The sequence below is a fragment of the Ancylobacter rudongensis genome (assembly GCF_900100155.1).
GTDB lineage: Bacteria > Pseudomonadota > Alphaproteobacteria > Rhizobiales > Xanthobacteraceae > Ancylobacter > Ancylobacter rudongensis.
Genome location: NZ_FMTP01000006.1, coordinates 118,971 through 132,366 on the forward strand (window position 1 = coordinate 118,971; position 13,396 = coordinate 132,366).

Annotated in this window: 12 protein-coding genes; 8 read left to right on the forward strand and 4 right to left on the reverse strand. The window is 67.8% G+C overall.

Translation table 11 applies throughout. From position 1 onward, the window contains the following. The first annotated feature begins 177 nt into the window (after positions 1-177). From ftsE to BLO63_RS15670, 4 genes are all read left to right on the forward strand, one after another. Positions 178-837, forward strand: coding sequence for a cell division ATP-binding protein FtsE (ftsE, locus tag BLO63_RS15655; protein WP_091442379.1), 660 nt, complete (start codon positions 178-180; stop codon positions 835-837). Beyond that, positions 830-1,864 (forward strand): cell division protein FtsX, encoded by a 1,035-nt coding sequence (locus BLO63_RS15660; RefSeq protein WP_342028881.1) that lies wholly within the window; start codon positions 830-832, stop codon positions 1,862-1,864. The genes ftsE and BLO63_RS15660 overlap by 8 nt, the downstream gene beginning before the upstream one ends. Positions 1,865-1,872: 8 nt before the next feature. Continuing rightward, positions 1,873-2,559 carry a YdcF family protein gene (locus BLO63_RS15665; protein ID WP_091442386.1) on the forward strand — a complete coding sequence of 229 codons (687 nt, stop codon included), beginning with the start codon at positions 1,873-1,875 and terminating at the stop codon, positions 2,557-2,559. Between the two features lie 89 nt (positions 2,560-2,648). Continuing rightward, positions 2,649-2,972: a hypothetical protein gene (locus BLO63_RS15670; RefSeq protein WP_091442389.1), complete on the forward strand. Its 324-nt coding sequence runs from the start codon at positions 2,649-2,651 to the stop codon at positions 2,970-2,972. Positions 2,973-3,005: 33 nt separating this feature from the next. Here BLO63_RS15670 and BLO63_RS15675 read toward each other — a convergent pair whose 3' ends face one another. Then, positions 3,006-3,563, reverse strand: a complete 558-nt coding sequence (locus BLO63_RS15675; protein WP_091442391.1) for a gamma-glutamylcyclotransferase — start codon at positions 3,561-3,563, stop codon at positions 3,006-3,008. A 202-nt stretch (positions 3,564-3,765) separates the two neighbouring features. Here BLO63_RS15675 and BLO63_RS15680 point away from each other — a divergent pair, with 202 nt between their 5' ends. Continuing rightward, on the forward strand, positions 3,766-4,857 hold the full coding sequence (locus BLO63_RS15680) for a DUF2125 domain-containing protein (RefSeq protein ID WP_091442394.1): 1,092 nt from the start codon (positions 3,766-3,768) through the stop codon (positions 4,855-4,857). A gap of 173 nt (positions 4,858-5,030) precedes the next feature. On the opposite strand, the gene edd is transcribed toward BLO63_RS15680, so the two are convergent. The 3 genes from edd to zwf form a co-directional block, all read right to left on the reverse strand. Next, positions 5,031-6,869, reverse strand: a complete 1,839-nt coding sequence (gene edd, locus BLO63_RS15685; RefSeq protein ID WP_091442397.1) for a phosphogluconate dehydratase — start codon at positions 6,867-6,869, stop codon at positions 5,031-5,033. 93 nt (positions 6,870-6,962) lie between these two features. Further along, entirely contained in the window at positions 6,963-7,655 is a 693-nt protein-coding gene (gene pgl, locus BLO63_RS15690) for a 6-phosphogluconolactonase (protein WP_091442399.1), read from the reverse strand. 208 nt (positions 7,656-7,863) lie between these two features. After that, entirely contained in the window at positions 7,864-9,339 is a 1,476-nt protein-coding gene (gene zwf / locus BLO63_RS15695; RefSeq protein ID WP_091442402.1) for a glucose-6-phosphate dehydrogenase, read from the reverse strand. Positions 9,340-10,077: 738 nt separating this feature from the next. Between zwf and BLO63_RS15700 the strand changes: the two genes are divergently transcribed. The 3 genes from BLO63_RS15700 (at position 10,078) to BLO63_RS15710 (ending at position 13,390) form a co-directional block, all read left to right on the forward strand. Beyond that, on the forward strand, positions 10,078-11,088 hold the full coding sequence (locus BLO63_RS15700) for a Bug family tripartite tricarboxylate transporter substrate binding protein (RefSeq protein ID WP_091442406.1): 1,011 nt from the start codon (positions 10,078-10,080) through the stop codon (positions 11,086-11,088). 239 nt (positions 11,089-11,327) lie between these two features. Next, the gene (locus tag BLO63_RS15705; protein ID WP_091442408.1) at positions 11,328-11,828 is read left to right on the forward strand and encodes a tripartite tricarboxylate transporter TctB family protein; all 501 of its coding nucleotides are present in this window, start codon (positions 11,328-11,330) and stop codon (positions 11,826-11,828) included. Between the two features lie 47 nt (positions 11,829-11,875). After that, a complete protein-coding gene (locus tag BLO63_RS15710) occupies positions 11,876-13,390 on the forward strand; it encodes a tripartite tricarboxylate transporter permease (protein WP_091442700.1) in 1,515 nt (504 codons plus the stop codon). Positions 13,391-13,396 lie beyond the last annotated feature (6 nt).

The following is a 13,396-nucleotide window of genomic DNA, read 5'->3' on the forward strand; positions in this document are numbered from 1 at the left end:
CGCCGCGCATGGCGCACCCTGTACTTCATCGGCAGGATGAACGGGCCGTCCGCGCGCGTCCAGCGGGGTTTCCCGCTACCGGCCGGGCATGCCCGTCTTTTGCGACGGCGCGCACACGCTATGTTAGAGGTGGCGGCATCAGAATCAGCGGGGGACGCTCCGCCGAAGGATTGAGTCTTGGTTCGCTTCGAAAATGTCGGCCTGCGCTACGGCATGGGCCCGGAGGTGCTGCGGGATGTCACCTTCGGCATTCCCCCGCACTCCTTCCAGTTCCTCACCGGGCCCTCCGGTGCGGGCAAGACCACGCTGCTGCGGCTGCTGTTCCTGTCGCTGCGGCCGACGCGCGGCCTGGTCACCGTCTTCGGCCGCGATGCCGCCAAGCTCGCCCCCGACGAGACGGCGGCGCTGCGCCAGCGCATCGGCATCGTGTTCCAGGATTTCCGCCTGCTCGATCATCTCAGCACCTATGAGAATGTCGCCCTGCCGCTGCGGGTGCAGGGGCGCGAGGAGGCGACCTATCGCGCCGAAGTGACCGAGCTGCTGCAATGGGTGGGCCTGGGCGAGCGGATGCATGTGCTGCCCCCGGTACTGTCGGGCGGCGAGAAGCAGCGCGCCGCCATTGCCCGGGCGCTGATCAGCCGGCCGGAAATCCTGCTGGCGGACGAGCCGACCGGCAATGTCGATCCCAGTCTGGCGCGGCGCTTGCTGCGCCTGTTCCTCGAACTGCACAAGAGCGGCACCTCGGTTCTGATCGCCACCCATGACATCGGGCTGATGGACCAGTTCGACGCGCGCCGGCTCGTCATCAATCAGGGACGCCTGACCGTCTATGACTGAACATCGATCCACGGCATCGGGACGGCTGGCGGCGATGGCGGGGCGTCTGCGCGCGCCGGCGGCCGCGAGCGCCGAGCCGGCGGCCAAGCCCGCCTCGCAGGCCGCGCGTGCCGGGCACGCCGCGCCGACCAAATCGGCGGCGCAGCGCCCCATCGTGCCCAGCGCGACGGTGACGGGGCGGGCGCTGATCGCGGTGATCGCGATCATGACGTTTCTCGCTGGCATCACCATTGGCGCGGTTTCGGCGGTGAGCAATGTCGCGGCGGAATGGACGGCCGACATCGCCCGCGAGGTGACGATCGAGATCAAGCCGGGCGACGGGCTGGATATCGAGGCCGCGCTCGCCAAGGCGGTGGAACGGGCCAAGGCGACGCCTGGTGTGGCGGACGCGCAGGCGCTCGACCCCGCCGCGACCTCCAAGCTGCTGGAGCCGTGGCTCGGCACCGGGCTCGACCTCGCCAACCTGCCGGTGCCGCGGCTGGTCACGGTGACGCTCGCCGGCACGGCCGATGCGCAGACGCTGCCGGCCCTGCGCGCCGACCTCGCCCAGCAGGTGCCTTCCGCTACCCTCGACGACCACCGGGTCTGGGCCGAGCGGCTGGCCACCACCACGGGCACGGCGATGGCGATCGGGCTCGCCGTGCTGGCGCTGGTGGCCACCGCCACCGTGCTGTGCGTGACGGTGGCCACCCGCGCGGCGGTGGATGCGGCCCGCTTCGTGGTGGAGGTGCTGCATTTCGTCGGCGCCCGCGACACCTTCATCGTGTCGGAGTTTCAGCGCCATTTCCTCACCGTCGGGCTCAAGGGCGCGGCGATCGGCGGTGGGGCGGCGATCGCGCTGTTCTTCCTCGGCTCGACCCTGCCCTCCTGGCTGAGCTTCGACCAGCAGATCGACACGCTTGTCGGGGCGATGACCATCGATGCGCGCGGCTATGGCGGCATAGTCGGCGTCGCGGTGCTGGTGGCGCTTGTGACGACGCTCACCTCGCGCCTCACCGTCTACCGCACCTTGCGCGGCATCAGCTAGGCAGCGCCGTGGCCATCCTCTCCCCTTCCGATCCTGCCCAGGCGCCGACCCGGCCGGCCCGCCGCCGGATGGTCCGCCTGCTGTGGATCCTCGCCGCCCTGCCGCTGGCGGCGTTGCTCGCCCTGCTGGCCGGCTTCGGCCTGTTCGTCGCCGGGATCGAGGGGCGCGAGGCGCAGGCCGGCCGGCACGCCGACGGCATCGTGGTGCTGACCGGCGGGTCCGAGCGCATTGTCGACGCCACCAACCTCCTGCTTGAGGGCCGGGGCAAGCGCCTGCTCATCACCGGCGTGCACCCCGACACCACGCTCGACGAGATCGTGCGGACGGTGCCGGCGACGCGCGAGGCGCTGGAATGCTGCGTCGAGCTTGGCCGCTCCGCACTCAACACCCAGGGCAACGCCATCGAGACCGGAGAATGGGCGCGGGCCAACCATTTCCGCTCACTGCTGGTGGTGACCTCGGCCTGGCACATGCCGCGGGCGCTGGTGGAACTGCGCCGCACCACGGCGGGAATCACCCTCGTGCCCTATCCGGTGGTGCCGCGGCGGACGGAGGGCAGCGGCCCGACGCCGCTCGCCAGCCTGCGGCTGCTGGCGGTCGAATATGTGAAGTTCCTCGCCGCCTCGCTCGGGGTGCGGGCCTGGCCGGCGGTGACATCGCAACTGCGTGAACCGGGGCGGTTGCCGGCGCCGTAAGAGGGGTTGTCAAGGGAACCTTCAGCATCTTTGCGGATTCCTCCACAGGCAGAGTTGACGCCGCAACCAGATGTTCTAGATTTGTTCCCATGATGACACGCGACACGCACCGCTTTGATTCGCTTGAGGACGCCGGGCCGCTCAGCGCCAGCGGTTTGCTGGCGCGGCGCTTCCGGCTCTGGCGCGGCACGGATGGCCGCCGGCAGATGTATTCCGTCTATGCCGCCGAGGAGGCGCCCGACTATCCCGCCGCCGTCGCCATCGCGGTGCGGATGGAAGGCACGCGCCGGATTCCGGTGTGGACCGGGCCGGCCGGGGCCAAGGCCCGCAGTGCCGCCATGGCCACCGGGGCGCAGGAAATCCACCTGCGCATTCTGCCCAACGCCGAAAGCGGCGCGCTTGCCCCGATGTGAGCGGCGGGGACGCGCCCGGTGCGCGTCCGGCGTTCAGAGCCGCTCAACCAGCCAGTGCAGTTCCGGATCGCGGATGCCGAGCTCGGCCAGATGCCGGGCGGTGGCGGTGACGTAGTCGGCATTCGGCCCGCCCATGCCGTGGCCCTGCCGGATCAGATGCAGCCGCTCCTCGGCCTTGAGCTGCCCGGCATATTGGGCATGGCTGCGATCGACCAGAAACACCACGGCCGGCACGGCCCGCTCGCTTCCATCCTTCAGCCACACCCGCCGCACCGCCTCGCGATAGATGTTCGTCACCTGCTCGCGCTCGCGCAGATAGGCGAGGGTGGCCTCCGCCGCGTCCGGCGCCACACGGAAGGCGATGCCGACGCAGGCGCCGCCGCGATCGAGGCCGAGCACCAGGCCGGGCTTTTCCGGCGTTCCCCGCCAGTGCACCGATTTGACGCAGAAGGAACGGTGCGCACCGATCAGCTTGCCCGGCACCCGTTCCTCATAGGCAAAGCCCGGATTCCACATCAGCGAGCCATAGCCGAACACCCAGAGCGGTTCGCCGGGAGCGGGAGGATGGGCGAGGAGGCCGGCGGCGGACATGGAGGGCACCTGCTGGAGCGGGAATCGGCCAAGGGCGACGACAGGCTTTTGCTTGCGCGAGCGGGCGGCATGGCGCAAGGGGCGTCGCTGCCCTAAAGAAGGGATGCTGTCCCCGGCCGTGTCCACCCCGCCCGGCGCCCCGCCTTACGCTCGCCGCATCGACGGCCGAGCGTGCGCCGCCCGTGATCCCTGGAGTTGCCGCATGAGCGTGTCCGACGCCCCCTCCGATCCTGCCGCCGCCCGGCGCCGCCGGTGGCTGATCGCGCTGCCTTTCGCGCTCATCGTCGTGCTCGGCATCGGCTGGTCGTTCGCCTGGACCTGGAGCGCTGAGCGGGCATCAGCGGAGATCGACGCCTGGATCGCGCGCGAGGCCGCCGAAGGGCGGACGTGGAACTGCGCCAACCGCGAATTTGGCGGCTTTCCCTTCCGCTTCGAGCTGATCTGCAACGCCCCCAGCGTGACCTTTGCCGGCCCCGCCGAATGGACCGCCCGCATGAGCCGCGCCCATGCGGTGGCGCAGGTGTGGAACCCGCGCCACATCATCGCCGAGTTCGAGGGCCCCTCCGTGCTGACGGAGACGGCGACCGGCCGCGAGATCACCGCCAACTGGTCGCTGCTGCAGGTGAGCGGCGTCGGCCGCGAGGGACGGGCCGAGCGCGTTTCCATCGCCGCCAATGACTACACGCTCGCCGAGGGCGGCACGACGGTGTTTTCCGCCCGGCATGCGGAACTGCATGTGCGCCACCATCCCGGCGAGGCCCTGGGCACGCTGGACATCGCGTTTGGCTTCACCGGCGCCAGCGGCATGGCGCTGAGCACCCCGCAGGCCCGCACCTCCGGCGTGGCGATGGCGCAGGCGGCGGCCCTGGCGGCGAAGTCAATCGACGGCGAAATGCAGGCGACGCTGACGCAGGTGCCGCCCTTCCGCACCATGCCGGCGGCGGAGCGGCTGGCGCTGTGGCAGCAATCCGGCGGGCGGGTCAACCTGCAATTAGCGCGCGTGACCGGCGGCGGGGGCGCGCTCAGCGCCTCGGGCGAACTCGGCCTCGACGCGCAGCACCGCCCCGATGGCCGGCTCGACCTTGCCGTGGTGAAGGCGCAGCCTTTGTTCGCGGCGATGGCGGAGGCGGGGCTGATGCCCGATTTCCTCGCTAACCTCGCCCCGGCGATGATGATGGCGGGGATGCCGACCACGGTGGACGGACAGAAGGCGAGTTCCTTCCCCTTCGCCTTCCGCGACGGGCGGGTGATGCTCGGCGTGCTGCCGCTCGGCAAGATCGGCCCGCTTTACTGAGGGGGCTGGCGCCACCTCAATTGAGAGCAGCCGTCATCCTGAGGTGCCGCCGAAGGCGGCCTCGAAGGATTGGGCCGAACCGCCAGCATGCCCATCCTTCGAGGCCCGGCCAATGGCCGGGCACCTCAGGATGACGGCGCTCTGTGGCGCCGAGGACTCGCTCAGACCCCCGCTCACACCGCGAAGATGCTGGCCCCGGTGTCGGCGGTGCCGACAGCGGCGCGGAAGGCGGCGAACAATTCGCGCCCGACGCCGACATGCGAGGGGGCGAGATTGGCGGAAGCCGGCGCCCGCTCGGCCCAGATTTCCGGCTCGACCAGAATCTTCAGCGTGCCGTTGACGGCGTCGAGGCGGATCATGTCGCCATTGCGGATCAGCGCGATGGCGCCGCCATCGGCGGCTTCCGGGGTGACGTGGATCGCCGCCGGCACCTTGCCGGAGGCGCCCGACAGGCGCCCATCGGTGACGAGCGCGACCTTGTGGCCACGGTCCTGCAGCACGCCGAGCGGCGGCATCAGCTTGTGCAGTTCAGGCATGCCATTGGCCTTCGGGCCCTGGAAGCGCACCACGGCAATGAAATCGCCGGTGAGCGAGCCGGCCTTGAACGCCGCCTGAAGTTCCTCCTGGCTGTGGAAGACGCGGGCGGGGGCCTCGATGATGTGGCGCTCGCGGGCGATGGCGGAGGTCTTGATGACAGCCCGGCCAAGCTCGCCGGCGAGCAGCTTCAGCCCGCCGGTTTCCTGGAACGGCGCCTTGGTGCCGCGCAGCACCGCCTCGTCGCCGCTCGCCGTGGTGCCTTCGCGCCAGCCGAGCGTGCCGTCCGGGTTCAGCATCGGCTCCTGCGTGTAGGCGTCGAGCCCGCCGCCCCACACGGTTTCCACGTCGGCGTGCAACTTGCCGTCGGCGAGCAACTCGCCAATGACGAAGCCCATGCCGCCGGCGGCGTGGAAGTGGTTCACGTCGGCCTTGCCATTGGGGTAGACGCGGCAGAGCAGCGGGGTGACGTCGGCGAGATCGGAGAAATCGTCCCAGGTGAGGCGGATGCCCGCCGCCGCCGCCATGGCGACGATGTGCAGCGTGTGGTTGGTGGAGCCGCCGGTGGCGTGCAGGCCGACAATGCCGTTGACGAACGCCTTCTCGTCCAGCATCCGGCCGACCGGCACATAGTCATTGCCGAGCGCGGTCATCGCCATGGCGCGCTCCGCCGCCGCTGTGGTCAGGGCGTCACGCAAAGGCGTGTTGGGGTTGACGAAGGAGGCGCCGGGCAGATGCAGGCCCATGATCTCCATCATCATCTGGTTGGTGTTGGCGGTGCCGTAGAAGGTGCAGGTGCCCGGCCCGTGATAGGACTGGCTCTCGGCCTCCATCAGCGCGTCGCGGCCGACCTTTCCTTCGGCGAAGAGCTGGCGGATCTTCGCCTTCTCATCATTGGGCAGGCCCGAGGTCATCGGCCCGGCCGGGATGAACACCGCCGGCAGATGACCGAATGAGAGCGCGCCGATGACGAGGCCGGGCACGATCTTGTCGCAGATGCCGAGAAACACGGCGGCATCGAAGGTCTGGTGCGAGAGGGCGACGGCGGTGGAGAGCGCGATGACGTCGCGCGAGAACAGCGACAATTCCATGCCGGCCTCGCCCTGGGTGACGCCGTCGCACATGGCGGGCACGCCGCCGGCCACCTGGGCGGTGCCGCCAGCGCGGCGCGCCGCCGCCCGGATCAGCTCGGGATAGCCTTCATAGGGCTGGTGGGCGGAAAGCATGTCGTTATAGGCGGTGACGATGCCAAGATTGGCACCGGCGCCCTCGCGCAGCATCGCCTTGTCGGAAGGGCCGCAGGCCGCGAAGCCGTGCGCCTGGTTGGCGCAGCCGAGCTTCGCCCGGGTCGGCCCGCGCTCGGCCGCCCGAGCGATCCGCTCCAGATAACGCGCGCGGGCGTCGCGCGAGCGCACCGCGATGCGCTCGGTGACCTCGCCGATGCGGGCATTCACGCTGGACGGGATGGCATGGGCCATGCGGCTCTCCTCAGAAGCGTCAGCGGCCGGCATTCCGGCCGCTCAGTGGTGGCCGGCGGCCCGGGCGGGTCGCCGGAGGGGACGGTGCCGGCGTCAGGGGCACCAGAAGATGTCGAGCCCGGGCTTGGCCCGCAGCACGGCGCGAATGGGCATCTCGGTCGCCGGGCCCTCGCCCAGCGCCTTGTCCAGCACCGGCTTCTTCGCCTCACCCTCGATGTGCAGGGCGAGCGCGTCGGCGCCGAGCAGCACGGGGAGGGTGAGGGTGATGCGCGGTTCGCCGGCATCGGGGGCGCGCATCGGAATGAGGCCGAGCGCCGCGTCGGGGTCGATCGCCTCTTCCAGATGGTCGCCATTGGGGAAGAAGGAGGCGGTGTGGCCGTCATCGCCCATGCCGAGAATGGCGCAGGCGAGCGGCCAGGACATCTCCTCCAGCGCCTCGTTGACGGCGAAAAGACCATCTTCCGGCGTCGGCGCGTCATTGGCGAGCGGCACGAACCTGGCGGCGGCCGCCTTGTTCTGGATGAGGTGCTGGCGCACCAGCCGGGCATTGGAGCGGTCCGAGGTCTCGCGCACCCAGCGCTCGTCCACCAGGGTGATGGCGATCTTGTCCCAGGGCAGGTCGCGGGTGGAGAGTTCCTCGAAGAAGCGGGTGGGAGTGCGCCCGCCGGAAACCGCGAGGCTGGCCATGCCGCTGCGGGCGACACGCGCGGCGAGCGCTGCGCTGACGAAATCGGCCACGGCGCGCGCCACCTCGGCGCTGTCCTTCAGTTCATGCAGTTCCGGCATGCGTCTGCGTGCTCCCTCTCGTGCCGGCCTTAAAGCCGGCTCCTGTACCCATGGCGGCGCGCTGCGCCGTCCGCCCGAGTATAGGGTAGTTGTGCGACGACCGGAGCCCGGTCGCCACACGTCTGATTGAGCGCCCACACGTCCCGGCGGGGCGCTGTCTTTCAGCCCGAAGACGCCATCTTGCGCCGTCTTCCAACCACAGGCGCCCTTAGGCGCCGTCCTCCAACCACGTGCGGCCGTCGCGCTCGATCAGAGCGATGGCGGCCGAGGGGCCCCAGGTGCCGGCGGTGTAGGGGCGCGGCGGCTCCTTGGCGCTGCGCCACGCCTGCAGGATCGGGTCCACCCATTTCCAGGCGGCCTCGACCTCGTCGCGGCGCATGAACAGGGTCTGGTTGCCGCGCACCACGTCGAGGATCAGGCGCTCATAGGCGTCCGGGTTGCGGACCTTGAACGCCTTGGCGAAGCTCATGTCGAGCGGCACATGGGTGAGGCGGATGCCGCCGGGGCCGGGATCCTTGATCATTAGCCACAGCTTCACGCCCTCGTCTGGCTGCAGGCGGATGACGAGGCGGTTCGATTCGATCGGCCCGACATTGGCGTCGAACACCGAATGCGGCACCGGCTTGAAGCCGACGACGATTTCGGAAACGCGCGAGGCGAGCCGCTTGCCGGTGCGCAGATAGAAGGGCACGCCGGCCCAGCGCCAGTTCTCCACCTCCGCCTTCACGGCGACGAAGGTTTCGGTGCTGCTGGTGGAGGAGCCGAGCTCGTCGAGATAGCCGGCCACCGCCCCGCCCGCCGAGGCGCCGGCGCGGTACTGGCCGCGCACGGTGACGGCGGCCATGTTCTGGTCGTCGATCGGCTTGAGGGCGCGCAGCACCTTCAGCTTCTCGTCGCGCACCGCATCGGCGTCGAGCGAGGCGGGCGGCTCCATCGCCACGAGACAGAGCAGCTGGAGGATATGGTTCTGCACCATGTCGCGCATCGCGCCGGCGGTGTCGTAATAGCCGGCGCGCTCCTCGACGCCGAGCGCCTCGGCGACCGTGATCTGCACATGGTCGATATGGGCGTTGTTCCACAAGGGCTCGAACAGGGCATTGGCGAAGCGCAGCGCCATCAGGTTCTGCACCGTCTCCTTCCCCAGATAATGGTCGATGCGGTAGACGCGCTCTTCCGGGAAGATGCGGCCGATCTGCTCATTGAGAGCGACGGCCGACTTCAGATCCTTGCCGATCGGCTTCTCGATGACCACGCGGCCATTCTCGGCGAGGCCGTATTTGCCGAGGCGCTCGCAGATCGGTCCGAACAGATGCGGGGCGGTGGCGAGATAATAGACCGGGATATGCTCCGGGAACGCGCTCACGCGCTGCGCCAGCTCGGCCCATCCGGCCTCCGCGTCGGCATCGGCGGCGACATAGGACAGCCGGGCGAGGAAACGTTCGACCTCCGGCCCTTCCAGCTCGCTGGCCGGGATGTGGTCGCTGAGCGCCTGGCGGGCGAAGGCGCGGAACTGGTCATCGCTCAGCGCGCGGCGCGAGACGCCGATGATCGTGGCATCGTCGGGGATCTGGCCGTCGAGGTCGCGGTGAAAGAGCGCCGGAATGAGCTTGCGGCGGGCAAGGTCTCCGGTCGCCCCGAAGACGGTGAGGGTGAAGGGCGCCACCGGAATCACGCGGCTGGTCATTTGGGCAATGTCTCCTTGGTGTCCCGTGGTCGGGACGGGAGGTGGGTCGCTCCGTTTCGCGCCGTTGCAGGCACGGGAGCCATTCGGGTGACTCCTAGCAAAAACGATTCCGCGCCGCGACCCGGCGCGGGCGGCAGGGGAGGGCGCGGTCCCGATCTCGCGCGCGGAACCGGGCGGAGGCGTGGGTCAGGGTCGCCGGAATCCACCGCAAGCTTCCTCACGCCCGTGTTGCACCGCAACAATATGGCAGCAAAGTGGGCGGTTTCGGGGCGAAATCGGGCGAAGTACGTATGCCCATGTATTCGTCGCGCTCGGCTTGCGTCGGCCGCACGCGCCGCATTGACTGAGACCCGCACGCTGACAGGCCCGATCCGGTGGGTGGCAGCCGGGCGGACCGGCGGGAGAAAAGGCTTTGTGCCCAATGGTTTGATTAATAACGTATGCCGACGTACATTATGAAGTATTAAGTATACCAGAATAGGTATGCCAAATACAAAATAATTGGAATACGTAATACCAGTTGACCTTGCGTCGCAACATTGAACTTTAGAATTAGCGCTTGGCTTCGGCTTATTCTTGGTACAAGTTATTCCACAGAATATCCGGCGGAGAGACACAACAAAGTCCCCGGCTATCGAGGTCTCGCCCCGTCCCCTGGACGTGAGGAGAGGCCCAAACAAAGAGCCGACCATCCAATGAGTCGGCCGTTCGCTAAACCCTTTGGGAAGGAAACGCCAAATGAAACATCTGCATGCTCTCGGCCTCGGTGCCGTGACCGCTCTTGGCATGACGGCCCTGTCCATGCTGCCCGCCGCGGCCGCCTGGGAACCCACCAAGCCGGTCGAATTCATCGTTCCGGCCGGTACCGGCGGCGGTGCCGACCAGATGGCCCGTACGCTCCAGGGCATCATCGCCAAGCATGACCTGATGTCGACCCAGCTGGTCGTCATCAACAAGTCCGGCGGCGCCGGCGGCGAGGGCTTCCTCGACGTGAAGAGCAACAAGGGCAATCCGCACAAGATTGTCATCTCGCTCTCCAACCTGTTCACCACCCCGCTCGCCACTGGCATTCCCTTCAACTGGAAGGATTTGACCCCGGTCGCGATGCTGGCGCTGGACGAGTTTGTGCTCTGGGTGAACGCCCAGGAGCCCTACAAGACCGCGCAGGAATATGAGGCCGCGATCAAGGCGGCGCCGGACAACACCTTCAAGATGGGTGGCACCGGCTCCAAGCAGGAAGACCAGATCATCACCGTCGCCATCCAGAAGGCGCTCGGCAAGAAGCTGACATACATCCCCTACAAGGGCGGCGGCGAGGTTGCGGTGCAGCTGGTCGGCGGGCACATCAATTCGAGCGTGAACAACCCGATCGAGGCCGTCTCGCAGTGGCGCGGCGACAAGGTGCGTCCGCTCTGCGTGTTCGACTCCAAGCCGCTCCCCTACACCGACAAGATCCAGGGCGACATGTCGTGGTCCTCGGTGCCGACCTGCAAGTCGGCCGGCCTTGACGTGGAATATCTGATGCTGCGTGGCGTGTTCATGCCCCCGGGCGTGAGCCAGGAGCAGGTCGATTACTTTGTCGAGCTGTTCAAGAAGGTCCGCGAGACCCCCGAGTGGAAGCAGCTGATGAAGGATGGCGCCTTCAACCAGACCTTCATGGCTGGCGACGAGTTCAAGGCCTGGCTTGATCAGGCTGAGACGACCCACAAGGGCCTGATGCAGGAAGCTGGCTTCATCGCCGGTAACTGATGCGCCCCTGACGGGGTAGGTCTAAGCATAGCCGGCCACCCTGTGGCCGGCTATGCCATCCTCGGCCGGATCGTGGCACGCGCGGCGTACAGGCGGGAAGCGGAGACGCATGCCGCCGGGCCGCCATCCGGGCTGAGACACAGCACACAACAAACAACCAGCGGGCTGGCGCCAACGTGCCGTCGACGGGTCCTTGTCCCGCCGGCCCGGTTTTTCGCGCGGATTTTCGGAGACATCTGATGGAACAGTCTCACCACGGAGCCGGGTCGGGGCCCAAGCAACGCGTCGTTGAAGTCGGCACGGCGCTCCTGACCATGCTTTTCGGCCTCATCGTCATCTACGGCAGCGTCCTCGTCGGCTACGGGTGGAGCTCGGATGGGCCGCAGGCCGGTTTCTTTCCCTTCTATGTGGGGCTCATCATCTGCTTGTGCAGCCTCATCAATGTGGTGTTGGGCCTGCGTGAAGATCCCGAGGCGATCTTCGCCGAGTACAGCCAGCTCCGTCAGGTGCTGAAGGTCCTCATTCCCGCCTGCATCTATGTGGCGCTGGTGCCTGAGTTCGGCATCTATGTTCCCTCGGTCGCGCTCATCCTCGTCTTCATGATCTGGCTGGGCAAATATCGCTGGCCGCTTTCCCTGGCTGTCGCCTTCGGCGTGCCGGCCTTCTTCTACATCACACTCGAGCGCTGGTTCCTGATTCCGCTCCCCAAGGGGCCGATCGAGGCGATGCTCGGACTCTGACCAGGCACAGAAAAGAAGGCCTCCCAAGGGGATAAGCGCCCATGAATATGATTGCTGAGAATTTCACCTATCTCTACCACGGGTTCGGAATCGCTTCCGATCCGTTCAACATCTTGCTGATGGCCATCGGCATCCTGCTCGGTGTCATCATCGGCGTGCTGCCGGGCCTCGGCGGCGCCAATGGCGTCGCCATCCTGCTGCCGCTGACCTTCTCGATGTCGCCGACCTCGGCGATCATCCTTCTGACCTGCATCTACTGGGGCGCGCTGTTCGGTGGCGCCATCACCTCGGTCCTGTTCAACATTCCGGGCGAACCCTGGTCGGTGGCCACCACTTTCGACGGCCATCCCATGGCCCGCTCGGGACGGGCAGGCGAGGCACTTACCGCCGCCTTCACCTCGTCCTTTATCGGCGCCTTCTTCGCCATCGTGATGATCACGCTGATCGCACCGCTGGTCGCCCAGTTCGCGCTGCAGTTCGGTCCAGCCGAGAAGTTCGCGGTCTACTTCCTCGCCTTCGCGTCCTTTGTGGGCATGAGCAAGGAAGCGCCGGCCAAGACCATCGTGTCGATGATGATCGGCTTTGCCCTTGCGGCGGTCGGCCTCGACATGGTGACGGGCCAGCTGCGCCTGACCTTCGGCATCACGGAGCTTCTGAACGGCTTCGACTTCCTGATCGCGGTCATCGGCCTGTTCGGCATCGGTGAAATCCTGCTCACCATGGAAGAAGGTCTGGAGTTCCGCGGCAAGGCGGCGAAGATCGACCCGAAGGTGGTGTGGAAGACCTGGAAGACGCTGCCCAAGTTCTGGGCCACGTCGCTGCGCTCCTGCGTCATCGGCTGCTGGATGGGCATCACGCCCGCCGGTGCCACACCGGCCTCCTTCATGGCCTATGGCATCGCCAAGCGCGTGTCGAAGAACGGCAAGAACTTCGGCAATGGCGAGATCGAGGGCGTTGTGGCCCCCGAGACCGCCGCGCACGCCGCCGGCACCGCCGCCATGCTCCCGATGCTGGCGCTGGGCGTTCCCGGTTCGCCGACCGCCGCGGTTCTGCTTGGCGGCCTGCTGATCTGGGGTCTGCAGCCCGGCCCGATGCTGTTCGTCGAGCAGGCTGAATTCGTGTGGGGCCTCATCGCCTCCATGTATCTCGGCAACATCGTCGGCCTCATCCTGGTGCTGACCACGGTGCCGCTGTTCGCCTCGATCCTGCGCATTCCGTTCTCGATCATCGCCCCGGTGATCCTGGTGATCTGCGCCATCGGTGCCTACACGGTGAACAACAACGTGTTCGACGTGCTGATGATGATGGTGTTCGGCGTCCTCGGCTACCTGCTGAAGAAGACGAACTACCCGCTGGCGCCGCTGGTGCTGGCCATCGTTCTCGGCGACAGCGCCGAGGAAGCCTTCCGCCAGTCCCTGCTCGGCTCGGGTGGTTCCATCGCGGTGTTCTGGTCGAACCCGCTGGTGTCGTCCATCATGGGTCTCGGCCTGGTCGCCGGCCTGTGGCCGCTGATCGCCATGGGCTTCAGCAAGCTGCGTGGCAGCTCCGCCCAGCCGGCCTGAGCCCGG

Excerpts from the sequence above, each read along its gene's own strand:
- BLO63_RS15675 (WP_091442391.1), bottom strand. The coding sequence starts at position 3,563 with ATGTCCGCCGCCGGCCTCCTCGCCCATCCTCCCGCTCCCGGCGAACCG.
- BLO63_RS15660 (WP_342028881.1), top strand. The coding sequence starts at position 830 with ATGACTGAACATCGATCCACGGCATCGGGACGGCTGGCGGCGATGGCG.
- BLO63_RS15680 (WP_091442394.1), top strand. The coding sequence starts at position 3,766 with ATGAGCGTGTCCGACGCCCCCTCCGATCCTGCCGCCGCCCGGCGCCGC.
- pgl (WP_091442399.1), bottom strand. The coding sequence starts at position 7,655 with ATGCCGGAACTGCATGAACTGAAGGACAGCGCCGAGGTGGCGCGCGCC.
- BLO63_RS15670 (WP_091442389.1), top strand. The coding sequence starts at position 2,649 with ATGATGACACGCGACACGCACCGCTTTGATTCGCTTGAGGACGCCGGG.
- BLO63_RS15700 (WP_091442406.1), top strand. The coding sequence starts at position 10,078 with ATGAAACATCTGCATGCTCTCGGCCTCGGTGCCGTGACCGCTCTTGGC.
- edd (WP_091442397.1), bottom strand. The coding sequence starts at position 6,869 with ATGGCCCATGCCATCCCGTCCAGCGTGAATGCCCGCATCGGCGAGGTC.
- BLO63_RS15710 (WP_091442700.1), top strand. The coding sequence starts at position 11,876 with ATGATTGCTGAGAATTTCACCTATCTCTACCACGGGTTCGGAATCGCT.
- zwf (WP_091442402.1), bottom strand. The coding sequence starts at position 9,339 with ATGACCAGCCGCGTGATTCCGGTGGCGCCCTTCACCCTCACCGTCTTC.
- BLO63_RS15705 (WP_091442408.1), top strand. The coding sequence starts at position 11,328 with ATGGAACAGTCTCACCACGGAGCCGGGTCGGGGCCCAAGCAACGCGTC.